The sequence below is a fragment of the Streptomyces sp. NPDC026673 genome, assembly GCF_040638135.1.
Taxonomy (GTDB): domain Bacteria; phylum Actinomycetota; class Actinomycetes; order Streptomycetales; family Streptomycetaceae; genus Actinacidiphila.
Window position 1 is genome coordinate 40,726 of sequence record NZ_JBEZXR010000044.1, and the last position, 17,071, is coordinate 57,796.

Sequence of the window (17,071 nt, forward strand, 5' to 3'; positions counted from 1 at the left end):
CTTCCCGCGTCCGCAGGGATGGTCCTTCCGAGGGGCATGTGCTTGGCCATGCGGCTTTGATCGACTTCCTCGTGCCCGGCGCAAGCGAGCCATTGACGACTGGCAGTTCGTGACCGGCGGCAGGGGCTACCTAGCCTCGCGCACAGCCCGGCCTGGGTAGCGTTGGGACGCTCGACGATTGCCCGGCCCCGGTGTGCGTGACCTTTTCGCGGCCCTCGCCTCGCCACTGGCCTCCGACAGATGTTCGCGAGCGGCGTTGGCTCCGTATTCGTTGCCGTCATGAGGACGCCTTATGGCGAGGGGGCCTGGCGCACGGTGCCGGGTACCAATCGTTGCAGACGAAGATCGGTGGTGCGTCGGTCGGCTGCGCCAGAGCGAGGACCTGGCATCGCGTGGCGTTGTCTGCTAAAAGTCGGTCTAACGTGGACAATTATGTGTCATTAACCCAATTATTTCCCTTAGGGTCCGTAACACGATCTTGCGGCTGTCCTGAGCCCACCCCGTTCTCGCACACCCGGTCGACCGTGATATTTGGACGATGGACAGCTATCAGGGGGCGGCGACGCTGGAGTGGTGGGCCAATGAGTGGATGTGCCTTGGCGAGTTCGACGTGCAAGTAGCTGACTGCGTCGCCGAAGGGAACTGGGACTGTGACGCGGAGCTTGGCCCTGAGCGCCTGTCGGACGATCATCGCGAGGTCTTCGACCTCTTGATGAATCTCGATCCGGTCTTCACCCTGCGCTTCGATGAAGGAAGCGAGATCGTGGTCGATGTCTCGAGGGCCGGGGATGGCCAGCGTCTGGCTCTTACGGTGCACGAGCCTACAGAGCGGGCAGCCTGAGGCGACGCCAGCAGGTGAGGCCGCAGGCGAGCGAAACCAGGGCATCGTGCAGGTCGAGGCGACGCTCCCAGCGGACGGCGAGGCGCTTGAACTGTTGGAGCAGGGCGAAGGTCTGCTCCACCACGTAGCGGAGTCTGCCCAGGCCCTGAATGTCGGGTTGGCCCTTGCGGGAGATGACCGGCATGATCCCGCGTCGACGTAGCTCGTGGCGGTTGGGGTTGCTGTCGCAGCCCTTGTCGCCGAGCAGGGCCTCGGGGCGCTTGCGGGGATGGCCGACTCCGCCGGTGACCGGCGGGACACCGTCGACCAGGGCGAGGGTCTGGGTGACGTCGTTGACATTGGCCGCGGTGGTGATGACCTTGAACGGGATGCCCGCACCGTCGGTGATCAGGTGGTGCTTGCTGCCGGACTTGCGGCGGTCGACCGGCGACGGGTCTGTCGCGGCACCCCATTTCTCGCGCGCACGTGGGAGGCGTCCACGCACGCGCGAGTCCAGTCCAGTTCGCCGGCCGCGTTCAGCTCCGACAGCAGTATCCGTTGGAGCTGGGCAAAGACCCCGAACTCCTGCCAGCACTCCAGGCGCCTCCAGCAGGTCTGACCGGAGCCGAAGCCCAGCTCCAACGGCAGCTGCTGCCACGGGATCCCCGTGTAGAGCACGAATTGGATGCCCTGCAGGCACAGCCGGTCGGGCACTGGCTTGGGCCCGGGCGAGCGCTCGGGCCAGGGCGGAGTATCGGCTCGACCATCGCCCACTACTCGTCGTGCACGACCCACGGCTTGACGCTCACGTTCTGACGAACGGTTCAATCGTCGTACCGGTTACGGCTGACCTGCAGCAGCCCGCAAGATCGTGTTACGAGCTCTTATAGTGATAATTTCCCGTGAGCCGGTCTGGAAAAGCCGCAGGTCGCTTAGGCTGCTCCCCGCGGTCGCGGGAATGCTCCCATGGTGGAGTAGGGGGACTTCGCGGACGACGCCTGCTCCTCGCGCTCGCGGGGATGGTCCCCAGGGCGGCAGGATCGCAAAGATTGCCTCACGCTGCTCCTCGCGCTCGCGGGGATGGTCCCGCGGGGAAGTGGCGCGCTACCGTCCTCCTTCTCTCCTCCCCGCGCCCGCGCGGGGAGGAGCGGACGAAGGCCTGGGTTGCGTCCAGCAACAAGCCCTTCGGTCGCTGGGGCGAGGTCTTCGGCGACGACACTGTCGACGCCATGATCGACCGTCTCGTCCACCACGCCGATGTGGCCTCCATGGACGGACACTCCTACCGCCTCGAAGACCGCGACATCGGCCGCACACCAAGCGCGGTAGCCGGGTGAATCACCGAACAAACGGGGTCAGGATTCACCGACTCCAACGCCAGGTTCAGTGACCGCCGGCACTCTATGGCGGGCCGCGACGTACGGCGCTGGGTACCAACCGTCGCAGACGCAGATCGGCGGCGCGTCGGGCCGGCCGTGCCGGAGCTGGCCGGGCATCGCTTGGCATCGTCTGCCGAAGTCGTCTCAGGCTGAACGGCTGAGCGCCGTCCGTCCAATTTGTCTCTTTCATCGATAGTGTTAAATTTCTATGCTCCAGCCCAGGAAAGCCACAGGTTGCCCTGCTGCTCCCCGCGCCCGCGGGGATGGTCCCGCCGCGTACCTCGCCGCGATGAACGCCCGCCTCCGTTCCCTGCGCCCGCGGGGATGGTCCCCTGTACGGCTGGATGGGCGAGCGCATGGCCATCTGCTCCCCGCGCCCGCGAGGATGATCCCAAGCTGCGGGTATACATCCGTAATACGGCGTTCTGCTCCCCGCGCTCGCGGGGGTGACCTCAACAACCCGCCTCCTCCTTGCGTTGTCGGCAGGGAGGTTCGTTGGCCGGTTGGGCGGTGTGGGGCTGCACGTACCGCTGCAACCCGCAGGCTCCCCTTTTCAGGGGATGGAGCAGGCTGCGGACTGTCGGACGCGGCGGACCTCTTGGGGAAGCGACGTGCGCGGCTGGCTGTGGCAGTTGCCAGGCTGAGCGGATCGACCGCGATGACGAGTAGCGACCATGCCGCAGGGTCCACGGCACCGACCACGACCAGCCGGCCCCGTGGCCAGGATTTCCAGAGGCGCAACAAGGCTGCCCCAACCCGGATCGGTTAGCGGGCGGTCTCGTTGAGCCGCTCAGGCGTCAGGGCCCTCCCGGAAGTAGTCGGGGGGCGAGGTGCCGGAGGCGGTCATCTTGCTCAGGGACGGGTTCAAGGAAGATGTGCAAGCCGTCATTGAAGATGCCGTGGTGGTCGTAGCTGAACCAGGAGTCCACCACCCTGTAGCGGTCACCGCGGAGGAGTATCCCCGTACCGATTGGCAGGTTGAGCAGGCCATGTAGCAACGGTCCTGAGGTGACCCCGCTCAGTCTATGAGACCCGCGTGTACCGCTGTCCATCCTTGCCAGCGCCCCGATGCCGGGCCACTCCGGGCCGCCATTGCGCTGCTGCGCGGGTGTCGCCTCCGTCGAACCGGTCCCGGCCGACCTCACGCAGCACATCGCCGACGAGCGGGCCCGCAGCGAGCTCCGCGGGCAGCTCGCTGCTCTCCTTACGGGGAAGTGAACGCTATGCCCCGGTCGGCTGCCACTCGTCGCGGAGGATGCCGTACGTGATGGAGTCCCGCCACGCTCCCCGTACGAGGACGTGTCCGCGGATGCGGCCTTCCTCGGTCATGCCGGCCGCGAGGAGGGTCTTCTCGGAGGCGGTGTTGTGCGGGGAGCGGGCGGCCCAGACGCGGTGGAGGTCCAGGCCCTCAAAGGCCAAGGCGAGGAGGAGGTGCACGGTCTCGCGGCCGTAGCCGACGCCCCACGCGTCGGGGCGGAGCGCGAACCCGATGGTCGCGGCGCGCTGCTGGTGCGGGTCGAGGGCCAGGCGGGCGAAGCCGATGAGCTGACCGCTCTCGCGCTCCACGACGGCGACGGCGAACTCGTCGCGGGGGGTCGCCTCAGCTGAGGCGATGGCACGCGCCACGATGCCGCCTACTTCCTCGCGGGAGCGAGGAGGGAAAGACAGGTGCTCCGTCGCCTCCGGGCTGCCGTAGATGGCGTGGACGGCGTCCACGTCGTCAACGGTGAGCTCACGGAGGGACAGGCGGGCATCGTGGCGGGTGACCGGATTCATGCCGGGGACTCTACCCCCGGCGATCAGCGGGGCAGCGCGAGAGCCGGACGGCTGGCGAAAGCCGTGATCTCCTCGCGGAGCTCGCGCGCGGCGACCGCGTCCCGCACGGGTCCGCGGGTGAGGGAGACCCTGACGCGCTCGACGGAGCTGATGATGGGCGCGTTGCGCTGCGCGGCCGGCAGGTCCAGCACGGGGTGCACGGCCTCGGCGGCGCCGTCCAGGTCGCCCAGGTAGAGGCGGGCGAGCGCCAGGTTGGTCTGTGCGCCTGCCTCGTCGCCGAACGCCCAGTTCGGGTCATCGTGGTTGGCGAAGCCGCGCACGGCGTTCTCGGCGCTGCGGGCCAGCTCGGCGTCGCCCTGGCCGAGGAGGACGCGAGCCTCCACCGTGTAGTAGTCCTGCCGGATCGTGGGGAAGGTGAAGTTCCCTCCGAGGGCGTCCAGGTCGTCGTGGGTGGTGCGTTCCCGCAGCGCGGTGGCGCGGTGGGTCGCGGTGTCGACGGTGGCGGCATCGCCGAGAACGCCGGCGGCGTGGGCCTCGAGGCTGGCGAGCCACACGCCGACGCTGCCGAAGACGTCGGCGCCCACCACGCTGCCCTTGCGGGCGTAGTGCAGGGCGTCGTCGGGGCGGTTCGCCCAGTAGGAGATCAGGGACTGCAGGCCGAGGACCCAGGCGCTCATCGCGGTGTGGTCGGCCTGCTCGGCGCAGACGGCGGCGGTGCGGGCCTGCATCATGGCGCTGCGCGGGTCACGCAGGTCGTGGGAGGCCTTCGCGAGCATGCTCGAGAGCACCGCGGCGAGGAGGTACAGGTCCCGGTGCTGAGCGGGCTTGGCCCGGCCGCTCTCCAGCAGGCGGAACGTGCGGTCCTGGAGGTCGGTGAGGTCGTCGAGGATCGTGCCGAGAGGGACGCGGGTGTAGAGGCCGGCCAGGCGGCTTACCTCGTCCTGCAGGAACGCCAGGGTCTCGGGACCGATCTGGTTGTTCTCTGCTCCCATCGCGAATTCCATCGCGCGCCGTGCGGCCATAGCAGCTTGCCTTCCCATCATGTGCAGGTCCGCGGCCGGGTCGGCGCGGAGCGGTGTGTCTGGCGCGCTGACGGACTCCGGCTGTTGGCGGGTGTGCCTGCCGGAGTCGGACACCTCGGAAAGGAGCTCCGTGATCGGCCGCCGGAACTGGTGCTCGAGCACCTGCCGGGCGTCGGTCTGGGGCCTGGATCGGCCGTCGTACCAGCGTTCGTACGTGCTCTCGGAGCAGTCCACGCTGGCGAGTGAGGGCTCTTGGACCTCGGTCGCCAGCTCCTTTGCTGCCTGACGGAAGTGGCGGCGGAAGGTGGTGTAGTGGTTCCAGCCCTCTTGGTCGATCAGGACCCGGAGGAGCATGACCATGGGTGCCCCCTCTGCCGTGGATCAGCGCGTCATGACGAACGGTAAGGCGGTCATTCCCCCAAATGACGCAGAGAACTGACTGTGACTCAACTCTGACTCCAGTCTGCATCTCGCGTCATCCCTCTGGGCCGACATGACGCCGATGTGACGGTGGATCTGGGGTGGAGGCATTGCCACGATCGGCGTCGTACCCAGCGAGTGCCCGCTTCGGCACAACCGGTAACGGGCTGCTGGGGTCTCTGACCGCATCGGAAGGGCATCCGTCATGACCAGCACGCCCGCTGCATCGTCTCCTGCCGACACCCGAGGGTCGTCGAACGTGGTCGAGATCCCCATGCCCGTTCATGAGGAACCCGTGTGGCAGTGGCGCCGGACGTTCGAGGCGAACGGGTCGGCTGGCGGCAACGCCCGCGTGCACACCCGGACGCAGCTCACGATGGGCCACTGGCTCGGGGACGTCGAGCATGCCGCACAGATCGCCGCGCGCGTGATGTACAACGCGGAGAGGCACTCCTCGCCGCCCCCGCGGGCCCGCTTAGAGCTGCGCCTGGCCATCATCGCGACGGGCGAACTCCTCATCGAGGTGACCGACCCGCTCCCCGACTTCCCCGGCTTCATCGAGGCCGTGACGTGGGAGCCGGCCGAAGGCGAGCGGCCCCGCGGTCTGTGGGTCGTGCAGCAGCTCGGAGCACGGCTGTCGTACGCCGTTGCCGAAGACCGCCGCTCCAAGACCGTGCAGGCCCTCATCCCGGGGACGCTCGCATGCTGACGACCGAGGCCACGGTGCCCCCGCAAGACGACATGCACGACCTGGCCGCACGCATCCGCGCCTATCTCGACATCGCAGAGCAGCGCGAGGCCCGCATGCCCTTAGGCGGCAGCCTCTTCGACGTGGTGATCACCGGGGCCGGCGATGCCGCCGCCATGGTGGCCGCCATGGACGAGATCCAGCTCGGTTCCAGCGGGCCGGTCATCGCCGACCCGGACCGCGGCTGGCTGTACTGGCTCGTCCCTCCCGGCACAACCGCCAGGTGGGAGCCGCACACCTACGGTGTCTGCGTCGGCGCCCCGCACATCCTGACCCTGCCTCCGCTCGCCCGCGACGTGCCCCCCGGCCCGTACTGGCTGCGGCCCTGCGTGAGCGACCGGCTTGTGCCACCGAATCCGCTCCGCGACCTCCTCGAGCGCTTCCGACCGATGCCGACTCCGCACGCATCGTTCGCCGCCGCGCTGGGCTTCCACGCCCCCTGAGTGCCGCGGCGCTCCCAGTCTCCTTCCCATCCCGGGGAGGAAACCCCGCCCCTTCCCCCGGGGGCGGCGGCCCGCCAGTGAAGAAGGACCGGGCCGAGCACCAGCCGTTGCGCACGCCGGGGCCATCCGAATCACCCGGCGTGCGCGACGGCTTCCATCACACCCCTGACGACCAAGGGAGAGCTGTGCTCACTCCACAGACGAACCGATCCATCGAGGGCGCGTACGTGTCCCTGCTGGAGCAGGCGACCGAACAGACCGAGCACCACATCGGCGCGCGCGGCAACAACGCGCGGGAGGTGATCGGCGTGGGCTTCCGCCTGCCCGACGCCCGCCAGCGCCTCCCGTACCTGCGGAAGAGGAAGGTCAACCCCGTTTTCCACTACGCCGAAGCGCTCTGGCACCTGGCCGGCCGGCGCGACCTGGCGATGCTCGTCAACTACGCGCTGACGATCGCCTCGGACTCCCGCGACGGCGTCCACCTCGACGGCAGCGCCTACGGAAACGTCCTGTTCACCCCGGCCGCCGGCGACACCCTGTCTCCCTTCGACCGCGTCATGAACCTGCTGCGGGAGGAGAAGGACAGCAAGCGGGGCTACCTGCCCGTGTTCTCGCCCACCGAGCTCGTCGACCGCGACAACCCCAGCGTGTCGTGCCTGGCCGGCCTCCACCTGCTGCCCCGCGACGGACGCCTGCACATGGTGGTCCACATGCGGGCCAACGATCTGGACTGCGGCCTGCTGTCCGACGTCTTCTCCTTCACCATGATCCAGGAGTACGCGGCCATCCAACTCGGCCTGATGCTCGGCTCCTACACCCACTACATCGGCTCCGCGCACGTCAACGACAGCAACTCCGACCGCGCGAAGCGGGTGATCGACGAGGCGCGCACCCGCCTCGCCCCGATCACCTTCGCGTTCCCGGCCATGCCCGACGACACCGACGCCGGCACCATCGCCCGCGTCCTGGAGCACGAGGAGCTGCTCCGCACCAACCGCGCCCAGTACACCGCCGATGACATCGGGGCCCTCGACCTGGCCCCGTACTGGCAGCAAGCGGTGTTGCTGTTCGAGCTGCACCGGCAGATCAAGAACGACCACACCGACAAGGTCACCCACGACGTCCTCGCGGCACTGTGGCCGGGCCTGCGCTGGCTGGCCGGCCACCGCTGGGAGGCCTGCGCCCAGGACGGGGGCGAGCTGTGACCCGCATGCCGCCGAGCGGCACCGTCGTGGAAGGCGTCGACTTCTCCCGGTGGGTGGTCGCGCTGTGCAAGCCCGATGCCGTGGATCGCGGTCTCGTCGACCAGGTCCTCGAGCGGATCGGCGGGGCGTACGCCACCATCGTCGCCCGCCGTCACCTCACCGCGCAGGCCTGGCAGGCGCACGTCCACTACTGGGACCTGCTCGTCAACGCCGACTGGTTCACCGACCGCGACATCCCCGCCTGCCTCGACGCCGAGTACGCCGGCCGCCCCGTCACCGTCGCGCTCATCCACGGCGCGCCCGGCGTCCACGCCCGGCTGCGCGACCTGCTCGGGCACTACGACCCCACCGTGGCGGCCCCCGGCACGATCCGCGGCGACCTGGGCAACGACAGCCTCGCCGCGGCGGTCGCCGAGAGGCGCCTCGTGCGGAACCTCGTGCACACCTCGGACGATCCGGCCGCGGCCCGCCGGGATTTCGGCACCTGGTTCGGCGCCGCCCGCCGCGCCCTGCTGACCGAACCCGCCGCCCCGGCCCAGTACCTGCCCGTCTGACCCTGGAGGCTCCATGACCACGTCCGCGATTCCCCCCGCCACCCGCCGCCCGCTGCCGATCCTCTCGGCCGAGCAGAGCGCCAGCATGAACCCCGAGCTCCTGGACCCGGTCGCCTACCGCAAGAGCGGCATCTCCCTGAACCACATAGTCGGGTGCCCGCTCGACTGCGGGTACTGCGTGAGGCACCTCTTCCAGAACTTCGACATGAAGGTCCCGCGGGCCCTCATGAGCGACGCGGAGGCCGTGCAGCGCCTCGTCGACCACCCGCTGTTCCGGCCGCACACCACGCCCATCCAGGTCTTCAACCGGGCCACCGACCCCATGCTGCCCACGGTCAAGCCGCACACCTTCCGCGTGCTGCAGCTCCTCAACGACCGCGGCCTGACGAACCACGTCCTGATCATCACCCGGTGGCGCGTCGACGCCGAGGACTGCGCGGTCCTCAACAGCTTCACGAACCTGCGGCTGACGATCCTGGTCACCCACTCCGGCATCGACGACCCGCGCATCGAACCGGTGGACTCGAACATCGCCGCCACCAGCCTCCGCACCCTGTACGAGCGCGCCGAGAACTACCGCACCTTGCTGTACTGGCGGCCGATCGTGCCCGGCCTCAACGACAGCGACGCACACCTGGCGCGCGCCCGCGAGCTGTCCCGCCACGCCCACGCGACGGTCTTCACCGGCCTGTTCTTCAAGGACGAGATTGCCGCCTACTACGAGGGCCACGGCCTGCCGATCCCGTACGACGACACCGCCCGCCGCAAGGTCATGCCCGAGATCGGCGAACACCGGATTTTGGCCGCCTTCCACGAGCCCAGCAACAGCGAAGCCCCCTGGGGCCCCCTGTTCCGCAAGACCTCCTGCGGTGTGGCGTACGTCTACGGGGAGGCTGACTACAACGGGCACTACGGCATCCGGGAACTGTGCGACATCTGCCCCCTGGGACAGCTCCAGCTCTGCAAGGACGCATGGGTCAAGCCCGACCTGACCGTCGTCACCGCACGGGCGCAGGAACTCGGCGCGACCGGGCCCGTTGAGATTGGAGAGCGCGCCATCATCGTGGAAGGCCTCGACGGGCCCACCCGGAACTACCTGCAGCAGTTGTTCGGCTATCAGTGCCACGACCGGCACAGCCCCCACCTGTACCGCCAGCACGGCCGAGCCCCGATCGGCTGGCCCGCGGAGAACGGAACGGCATGAACTTCTCCTCCTGGCCCCGGCTGCTCGTCGTCGACGTTGAGGGCAACGGCCAGACCCCGCCCGACCTGGTCGAGGTTGCCGCGCTGCCCATCACGGACGGCCGGCCCGACAAGACCCGGGCCGGGGCGTGGCTGACCAAGCCCAGACGCCCGATCACGGGCTTCGCCACCCGCGTGCACGGCCTGACCAACCAGGCCCTTGCGAGCGCGCCGGGCTGGGAGGAGATCGCCGACCACGTCCACACGCTGCTGGGCACGGCCTGGATCGCCGCCCACAACGCGCACGTGGACTACAAGGTGCTCCACGCGCACCTTCCGCGGTGGGAACCTGCCGGGGTCCTCGACACGCTACGCCTTGCCAAGGCGACGTACGACCTGCCGAGGTACAGCCTCGACGCCGTGCTCGAGCACGTGCAGCCGGACATGAGCGAGGCCCCGGCACACCGCCACCGCGCCACCTATGACACCTGGGCCACCGCGCAACTCCTCGTCGCCATGGCACGCCACTACGGCACCTGGGACGATCTCGTGGCCGCGGCCGTACCGCCCGGCCTGCCCGGTGCTCCCGAGCCGGAAGGGGACCCGACGCTGTGGTGACCACGATTGCGCCCACGGGCGCGCCACCACCCGCACGCTCCCGCTACGAGAACTGGCGACCCCCCATTGTTGGGGTCTCCCTCCTCGCGCCCGTCGGCGCGAACGGCCTGGTCCTCGTCGACGTGACCGGCGACGGCTACTACGTCCTGCCGCACGGCACGGTCGACGACGGCCAAACCCCCGAGGACGCCGCCCGCACGGTACTGGGCGGCCAGGCGACCATCTGGCGCCAGGTCGCTGTCATCAGCGCACAAGGGCGTCGCCGCAGGATCACCACGCACCTCGTCGTCACCGAACCTCTCGACCCGCACGACATCGCACGCCTGGCCTACCAAGACCGGCGAGCCGTACTGCGCGTACTGCCCACCGCACAGGCCATCGCCGCTCTCCCGCCCCGCGCCAGTGAGTGGGCCCTGCTGGGGCTGCAGGCCCTCGCCATCGGCGTGCTGCCCCACCTCGAGAACGGTGCAATACAGCGCCTCGAGGCCGTAGCAGACACGCACGGGGTGTAACAGATCACGGGAGTTGGCGTTTGGGGCTGTGAAGCGGGTTGGTGCTACGTCAACCCCGTGCAGCGCCCCGGAGGAACCGTGACCACCGCTACAGCCCCTTCAACCGCACTCGGCCGGTCCCACCTGCAGGAAGACCTCTTCACATGGCTCGAGCCTGAGCCGCTGCCCGCGATCGAGGAGAAGTCCACGCCGCCGGCGGAGCCCCCCACAGAGGAGGCTCCGCCGCCCGACCTGTCGCACGTGTGGGTCGGCGAATTCCGTGAAGTTGGTCAATCCGCGAGGAGTATTCGCCGACGCAGGAGCTCGAAGCTCGCGCGGCCGTAGTTCTGGCGTTTGAGCATCTTCGTCCGGTTCACGTGTTCTTCGACCGCGCCCGAGCTCCAGTGGAGGGTCAGGCTGGCGGTGACCGCGTCGAGGTCTCTTCGCAGGCCCAAGGCGAACGTGCGGAGTTCCTTGATGTCGGAGGCGTTCGCCTGGGTGAGCCATTCGGGGAGCCGGTGGCCGTGGCGCCGCCGGAGAAGGGTGGCGAAGCTGCGGGCGAGCCGGTTGATCTCGGCGAGGTGGTCGCAGCGCTCGCACAGTTCCTTGAGCTGCTGTCGGGCGGCCTCGCTCTGCCGCTCGGCTCGGCCGATCATCCACCGGACCACCTCGCGGACGGGCGGCGGCGGGGACGACTTCGTAGGTGAAGTCCGCATGATTGCAGGTTCGTTGAGGAAGCACCGTACGGTCTTGCGGCCTCCGGTGTAGCCGCCTGGGCGTTGTTGCAGCCTTCGACCCAGCGCGCGGCGAGGTAGGGCATGTGGGGCGCGAGGGCGCTGCCGCAGCGCGGTCGCACGGTGATCAGCTGGCCTGCGGTGTCGGCGTGCGCGTAGCGGCGGACGGTCTTGCGGTCCAGCCCGGTCTGTTCTCTGATCACGGTGATCGTGGTGCCTCGTTCGTAAAGGGCGTGGATCTCGGTCCAACGGGCGCGTATCCGCTGCTGAGCCAGGCTCTCCTCGCCGCCGGCGTCAGGAGACATTTCGGGAACGGTGCGTTCGGGTTTCAGCGGGCTCAGGCAGGCGCGGTACCGCCGGACGGCCTTCTCCACCGCGGTGGCGAGGTCGCCGAGCAAATGCCAGCGGTCCGCGACCTGCGGAACGCCGGGAAGCGCGCGCTCGGCAGCCTCGGCGAACGCACCGCCGCGGTCACGGCAGACCATCCGGACCTCGGGGTGCTCGCGCCCGCCGTCACGAGGGCGCCTCGTGCGGCCTCGATCCCTACCGCGGGCCACCCCCGCTCGCGCGGGAAGGACGACTTCGGGCTGAAGGTCGGCGCGGAGCAGTGCGGACCACCCCCGCTCGCGCGGGAAGGGCGAGACGTCGACCTTGGGCTTTTGAGCGACAGGCGGACCACCCCCGCTCGCGCGGGAAGGACCCGAGTCCGCGATGGCGGAGCTCCGCGGACACGGACCACCCCCGCTCGCGCGGGAAGGACACTTCATGACCTGTGGTTTTGGAGGGCCTTTGCCAGTTCTTGGTGCGCTTGTCCACGTGCGATGCGAGCAGTGTGGCAGAAGCGAGAACCGTCAGACGGCTTTGAGAGTGCGGGTGTTCTGGGCTGACTGTTCCCGACGTCAACAAGCTCCAAGACGACGTTGCCGACTGCTCCCCGTGCTCCCGGGGATGGTCCCGCGCACAGGCCAGCCCGCAGGCGCCATGAGGAGTTGCTCTCCGAGTCTGTGGGGATGGCCGTGACAACCGCTGTGACGGGCTTTGAACAGCAGCGGTATCCCACCGACCTGGGTTAGAAGGGTCAGGGGTTGGTCTGGGGTTACGCGGACGGGTTGGCCGGCGGTGGCGTGCCGGTGACGAAGGTTCCGAGTCCGACTTCTCCGCGTGTCCATCCTTGTTCGCGTACCTGTTTCATGGCTTTGGCCGCGGTCGCGTTTACCACGTCGAACTCTTGTGCGATTTCCAGGGTGGACGGTACACGGCTGCCGGGCGGGTAGGTGCCGTCCTGGATCCGCTGGACGATCTCCGCTGCGATCTGTCGCCACAGCGGGCGAGTGCGGTCAAGCTCCATGATTCCAGCGTGGGTATCTGCGGTCTTCCGTGCATCCGTAGATAACCGTGGATAACTGCGGCTACTGTGGAGTGTGCCAGGTGTGAATCGTCCCCAGGGCGGCCGGGTGTGGGCCGCGTCCTGAGGGACTGACCGAACAATGGAGCTTCAGCTATGGCGGACCTTATTGCTGCGGTACTTGGGCGCCTCCTGCCTGCTCGGGGTCGTCGTCGCGCGGCCCCCGCGCCGTCGGCGCAGCGAGCCCGGGGCGGTCGGACCGTGCTACCCGGCGACCGTGCCCCGCGTTCAGGGGAGGTGTTCGATGCGCACAGCCTGCCGTTGGTGCCCCGCTACGTCGTCCACCACGAGCGGGTGGAGGAGGTGCGGCGGCAGCGGGAACGGCGGCGTGCTCTTGCGTTGGCGGATATGGGCCAGGACATGCCGGAGCGAGCGGCATGAGTGACGGGATCGCCGGGCTGCGACTGCTTCCGTGGACGGGCCCGGCGGGCAAGCCTGCGTACACGCCGGACGGCAATCCGGCCGGGCTCATTGCGCGGATGGCCGACGACGCCGAGCGCCAGCAGATCACGCGCGCGTCGGCTGTGCTGTCCAACGTGGTCGAACTGCTGCGTATGGCCAAGGATGCGCCGCGCCCGATCAATGAGCCTTCCCGCGTTGTGCTCACCGCGGCGTGCGATGCGCTGACGAACGTGCTGCGCATCGTTGTGTCCCGCGGGATGCGGCTGCCGGGGTACGACCGTGACGAGATTCCGGAGAACGAGTGGACATCGTCTCCCCGCTCGTCGCTCCCCGGGACAGCCCTGCGGAGTCCGGCAGTGGGTGATGATGCGTGGACGCATGCGCCGTGGCTCGAAGTCGTTGCGTCGCTGCTGGTTGAGATGGACGGTCTCCGTCCGTTGATGACGCTGCGGGTCTCGTACGACAGCGGGCAGACGTGGGGCCGCACGGTGGAGGCGACGCGTCACGATCACCTGCCACCGATGGCCTCGCAGATGTGGCCTCCGTGCGCGTGCGTTGAGTGTGTTCCGGGAAACCGATGGCGGCGGGCGGGCTGAACGCACAGGCCCCGCAGCGACCGGCCACGCTGGCTGGCCTGTGTGAGCCTGGGCCGCGCTCCCGCACATAGCGCGACAGTCGCACTTCGGGCAGCCGAGTTGGACGCTTTCAAGGGTGGCGCGGAGGGCTGCGGCATAGGGCCTCTTCTTGCGCGTGGACTTTGCATCCACGAGATGTGCGGGAGGCCCTGTCCCCATGCGCGCACCAGCCGGGTGCGTGGACGAACTCGTACGCCTGTTCGCGGCGACCCGTGCCGCGACGTACGTACCAGCGCCCACGAAACGATGCCCGCCCGGTCCGCACTGGATTCGGCCGCTGGCCGGGGCGCACGGTTGCGTCCTTGGAAGTGGTGTAACGGGTTGGACCTGATGCGGGGGTTTGCTCCGGCGTCCGGGTTGGTGCCCGCATAGACGAACGGCCACCGGCTGATCTTCGAAGTGTCGAAGCCTCGAAGTCCGTTTCCCCTCCGGACTTCGAGGCCCTCTCCCGATGTGTTGCCTGCCCTTTCGAGGGGCCTTGGCTCGCTGGCGTCAGCTGGCGGTGTTGCCTTCCAGACGCTCGCGTGCCTGCTTCACGATGCGCTCCCACTTCCACGTCGGCTCGCCGTGGATGACGGCGAGCTTCGCGCCTGTGCCGTGCTGGTAACCGTGTTCGCGCAGGTAGGCGGTGGCCGCCTCGATGCGCTGTTCGGTCTCGGGTCTGGGTCCGCGTTGCTGGGCGGCGCCAGTGGGGCGGCCCGCCAGGCCGGTGCCGTCGCCGGTGCGACGACGATCGAAGTCCTGCAGATCGCCGCGGCGGAAGCCGGGGATCTGCCGGCCGGTGGGACCGGCGACCGTTCCGACCGACGCGGGGAAGTACCCGGTGTCCATACTCATGTACTTGCGGATGGCGCCAGCGTCGGCGAAGCCGAGCAGCTCGGCGGCCTGGTTGATGGAGAGTACGTCGTCGACGTGACCTTCGTAGAGGGCCGGGTCGGTGGGGAGCACCTTCTTCTTCTTGCGCTCCTTGTGAGCGGCGTAGAAGCGCTCGAACTCCTCCTGGTCGTAGAAGTCGACGCGCTCGACTGTCACGGCCTTCTCCGGGTGACGCGCGTCCTCCGGCTGCTCGGCGCGCTTGGTGTACCAGAGCGTGATCGTGGCGCGGCTGGCGCCGGTCCGCTCGACCATCCAGTCGCGGTTGACCACGGGACGGCCGTTGAGGGTGCGGACTTCGGGGTTGGGATGCTTGGCCATGACGTGGGACCTCCGCAGAGTCTGGCGGGACGGGCTGCTGGCACGGGCCTGGTGCCCGTACACTGGAGGTACTCCTTCCATTGGTGGGTTGGAGTACCGATGGTCGGTGAGACGTTCGGTCGGGGTTGCCGCCCGCGGCTGACACCTCTCGAGGTGTTCTCGCCGACCATCAATCTGTCTGCCGCTCTCGCAACCGACACATGTAATGATGCACTGTTGATTGTGGAGTGTCAACGCCATGGCTGGCCCAGATGGCGCCGCAGCCGGCATCACGCTATGCCGCCGTCGCAGTCGACCGTGAAGGCCGGATCTGCGCATCGCGCCGTCAGGGCGGAGCCGCTCCATTCGGTGAGCAGCACGGACTGCGCCAGATGGCCCGTCGGGCACGGGACCAGGACGCGGCCGTATCTGGTGTGCCGGATCGCTGAGCTCGGAAGGCGGGAGCAGCCGGGGCCCGTGGACGGCATGGAGCGCGAGGGCGTTGAACCCGGGAACCCAGGTCTTGCCCTTGTCCCGGCTGGACGTCGTGGGTCCGAGATGGGTGACGGCTACGCCTCCTGCGTCCGGCACTGTGGCGCCGGGGTGGATCTCGGCGCCGGCGTACCGCAGGCGGCGCAGGGTTTCGGTCGGGTCGTGGAGTTCACCGTGGTGCGGGTTGCGGGTCACCATCGACGGCCGGGCGGCGAGCTCGGCGACACGGCGGTCGTACGCGCCCAGCGCGCGGCGTCTGGCAGCGGTGAGGGCCACACGTTCGCCTCGGTAGACCAGCCACCCGTTGTCGAGCGGGGCGGCAGGTGCCAGCGCGAAGTATGGGGGGGGTCCGGTCGGAGCGGTCGACCAGGCCGCGTACGGCGTCGAACTCGGTGAGGACGCTCAAGTTGCCGCAGTGGGCTGCGCGGAGATGCCGGGCGTCCCGGTCGGAGACGTGGGGATACGTGGGCGGTGAGTCCTCCCGAACGCAGCTGGTGTCGTCCGGTGAGCTGTGCTGAGGGACCGCCGGTCCGGAGCCTGGCCCCGGACCGGCGTCGGTGAGTTCAGCCGCGGTGGATACCACTGCGGACGGTGGCGGCCTGGGTGAGGGTGTTGTCGGCCTTCGCCACCTTGCGGATCTTGGCGACCCAGGTGCGCACGTCACCGGCGAGGGAGTGCAACCGCGCGGCCTCCTCGTCACCGCCACGCATGAGGTCGGCCAGGTGCTGCTGCTCGGCAGTGATCTCCAGCAAGGCGTAAGAGACGACGCCGAGGTAACCGCGACGGCGCTGGACACGGCCCCAGGTGTTCGGGCCGTCCCCGTCCTGGTCCAGGACCACCAAGGACACCCCCGGCCATCCGGTGGTGCCCACGCCCGGGGTGAAAGCGAGGTCGATCAGGCAGGTGACGCGGCGGTCGTGCAGGGGTGCGTAGGTGTAGGGCGTGGCGGCCGCCGGAACGGCGGCGGAGTCGCGGCCAGTGAGGTAGCGGCTGAAGGAATCGACGTCGGCCGCGACGGCATCGCGGCGCAGGCCGGCGATGTATCCGGCCACCAGGGACAGTTGCCACGGCGCACGGGCGAATGGGGTCGGCGGCGCGTCGGGGCTGTTGCTGAAGGCGACCAGGCTGGCCCCGTCTCCCTTGGGGCGGTTGATTGTCGCCTGCACGACACACAGGTCGGGGCGGACGGGGTCCTCGGACATGGGATGGTTCTCCTTCACGGGGCAGTGGATGGTGGGTTGGAGCCGGATTGCCGTCCGGAATCAACAATGATAATGATACGCGCTTTGTGTGTGGGAGTCAACCCGCCCATTGGCCGGACGGGGTCTGACCAGGCATTACCTCCTACCAGACACAGGCTCCGCAGTCACCGAAGCCCAGGAGATCGAGTTGCCGCGGAGCGATGGGGTTGGCTTCCAGCTTCCGCCGTGGGCTCGGTGAGCGCTGCCCTGATCGCAGCGGCCATGAACTCGAACTCGGCCCCGTCGTCGGCCAGGACGACCCCGGGTGACGGCCCGCCCTGGCGCTTCGCCAGTGCGATCAGCTCTGCGATCGACAGGTCCTGACGGAACC

17 protein-coding genes, 1 pseudogene and 1 CRISPR repeat array are annotated in these 17,071 nt (G+C 69.0%); of the genes and pseudogenes, 10 read left to right on the top strand and 8 right to left on the bottom strand.

Features of this window, described 5'->3' with window-relative positions; all coding sequences use genetic code 11:
- The first annotated feature begins 538 nt into the window (after window positions 1-538).
- Window positions 539-841, top strand: a complete 303-nt coding sequence (locus AB0F62_RS26650; protein WP_361804147.1) for a hypothetical protein — start codon at window positions 539-541, stop codon at window positions 839-841.
- Here the strand turns inward: AB0F62_RS26650 and AB0F62_RS26655 are convergent.
- Window positions 822-1,587: pseudogene (locus tag AB0F62_RS26655) on the bottom strand (IS5 family transposase). The gene AB0F62_RS26650 and the pseudogene AB0F62_RS26655 overlap by 20 nt on opposite strands.
- A gap of 252 nt (window positions 1,588-1,839) precedes the next feature.
- Here AB0F62_RS26655 and AB0F62_RS26660 point away from each other — a divergent pair.
- Window positions 1,840-2,157 (top strand): ATP-binding protein, encoded by a 318-nt coding sequence (locus AB0F62_RS26660; protein ID WP_361804150.1) that lies wholly within the window; start codon window positions 1,840-1,842, stop codon window positions 2,155-2,157.
- Between the two features lie 1,263 nt (window positions 2,158-3,420).
- Here AB0F62_RS26660 and AB0F62_RS26665 read toward each other — a convergent pair.
- Both AB0F62_RS26665 and AB0F62_RS26670 read right to left on the bottom strand, forming a co-directional pair.
- Window positions 3,421-3,975, bottom strand: coding sequence for a GNAT family protein (locus AB0F62_RS26665; protein ID WP_361804153.1), 555 nt, complete (start codon window positions 3,973-3,975; stop codon window positions 3,421-3,423).
- A 23-nt stretch (window positions 3,976-3,998) separates the two neighbouring features.
- Window positions 3,999-5,357 (bottom strand): hypothetical protein, encoded by a 1,359-nt coding sequence (locus AB0F62_RS26670; protein ID WP_361804156.1) that lies wholly within the window; start codon window positions 5,355-5,357, stop codon window positions 3,999-4,001.
- A 265-nt stretch (window positions 5,358-5,622) separates the two neighbouring features.
- Here AB0F62_RS26670 and AB0F62_RS26675 point away from each other — a divergent pair, with 265 nt between their 5' ends.
- From AB0F62_RS26675 to AB0F62_RS26705, 7 genes are all read left to right on the top strand, one after another.
- On the top strand, window positions 5,623-6,126 hold the full coding sequence (locus AB0F62_RS26675) for a hypothetical protein (RefSeq protein WP_361804159.1): 504 nt from the start codon (window positions 5,623-5,625) through the stop codon (window positions 6,124-6,126).
- Window positions 6,120-6,608 carry a hypothetical protein gene (locus tag AB0F62_RS26680; RefSeq protein WP_361804162.1) on the top strand — a complete coding sequence of 163 codons (489 nt, stop codon included), beginning with the start codon at window positions 6,120-6,122 and terminating at the stop codon, window positions 6,606-6,608. Before AB0F62_RS26675 ends, AB0F62_RS26680 begins: the two co-directional genes overlap by 7 nt.
- A gap of 185 nt (window positions 6,609-6,793) precedes the next feature.
- A complete protein-coding gene (locus AB0F62_RS26685) occupies window positions 6,794-7,813 on the top strand; it encodes a thymidylate synthase (RefSeq protein ID WP_361804165.1) in 1,020 nt (339 codons plus the stop codon).
- A 5-nt stretch (window positions 7,814-7,818) separates the two neighbouring features.
- Window positions 7,819-8,367, top strand: coding sequence for a nucleoside-diphosphate kinase (locus AB0F62_RS26690; RefSeq protein WP_361804258.1), 549 nt, complete (start codon window positions 7,819-7,821; stop codon window positions 8,365-8,367).
- A gap of 13 nt (window positions 8,368-8,380) precedes the next feature.
- Entirely contained in the window at window positions 8,381-9,571 is a 1,191-nt protein-coding gene (locus AB0F62_RS26695) for a radical SAM protein (protein ID WP_361804168.1), read from the top strand.
- Window positions 9,568-10,167 (top strand): 3'-5' exonuclease, encoded by a 600-nt coding sequence (locus tag AB0F62_RS26700; RefSeq protein ID WP_361804171.1) that lies wholly within the window; start codon window positions 9,568-9,570, stop codon window positions 10,165-10,167. Before AB0F62_RS26695 ends, AB0F62_RS26700 begins: the two co-directional genes overlap by 4 nt.
- On the top strand, window positions 10,161-10,679 hold the full coding sequence (locus tag AB0F62_RS26705) for a hypothetical protein (RefSeq protein WP_361804174.1): 519 nt from the start codon (window positions 10,161-10,163) through the stop codon (window positions 10,677-10,679). Before AB0F62_RS26700 ends, AB0F62_RS26705 begins: the two co-directional genes overlap by 7 nt.
- A 269-nt stretch (window positions 10,680-10,948) precedes the next feature.
- Here the strand turns inward: AB0F62_RS26705 and AB0F62_RS26710 are convergent, their stop codons facing one another.
- From AB0F62_RS26710 to AB0F62_RS26720, 3 genes are all read right to left on the bottom strand, one after another.
- Complete coding sequence (locus tag AB0F62_RS26710) at window positions 10,949-11,314, bottom strand: transposase (protein WP_361804177.1); 366 nt, start codon at window positions 11,312-11,314, stop codon at window positions 10,949-10,951.
- Window positions 11,311-11,877, bottom strand: a complete 567-nt coding sequence (locus AB0F62_RS26715) for a hypothetical protein (RefSeq protein ID WP_361804180.1) — start codon at window positions 11,875-11,877, stop codon at window positions 11,311-11,313. Before AB0F62_RS26715 ends, AB0F62_RS26710 begins: the two co-directional genes overlap by 4 nt.
- A gap of 6 nt (window positions 11,878-11,883) precedes the next feature.
- Window positions 11,884-12,152: a CRISPR direct-repeat array (repeat unit 23 nt; unit sequence CCACCCCCGCTCGCGCGGGAAGG).
- A gap of 336 nt (window positions 12,153-12,488) precedes the next feature.
- Complete coding sequence (locus AB0F62_RS26720) at window positions 12,489-12,740, bottom strand: winged helix-turn-helix domain-containing protein (protein ID WP_361804183.1); 252 nt, start codon at window positions 12,738-12,740, stop codon at window positions 12,489-12,491.
- A 434-nt stretch (window positions 12,741-13,174) separates the two neighbouring features.
- Between AB0F62_RS26720 and AB0F62_RS26725 the strand changes: the two genes are divergently transcribed.
- On the top strand, window positions 13,175-13,795 hold the full coding sequence (locus tag AB0F62_RS26725) for a hypothetical protein (protein WP_361804186.1): 621 nt from the start codon (window positions 13,175-13,177) through the stop codon (window positions 13,793-13,795).
- 531 nt (window positions 13,796-14,326) lie between these two features.
- Here the strand turns inward: AB0F62_RS26725 and AB0F62_RS26730 are convergent.
- Both AB0F62_RS26730 and AB0F62_RS26735 read right to left on the bottom strand, forming a co-directional pair.
- Window positions 14,327-15,028 carry a hypothetical protein gene (locus AB0F62_RS26730; protein WP_361804189.1) on the bottom strand — a complete coding sequence of 234 codons (702 nt, stop codon included), beginning with the start codon at window positions 15,026-15,028 and terminating at the stop codon, window positions 14,327-14,329.
- Between the two features lie 1,034 nt (window positions 15,029-16,062).
- A complete protein-coding gene (locus AB0F62_RS26735; protein ID WP_361804192.1) occupies window positions 16,063-16,701 on the bottom strand; it encodes a hypothetical protein in 639 nt (212 codons plus the stop codon).
- Window positions 16,702-17,071: the final 370 nt, after the last annotated feature.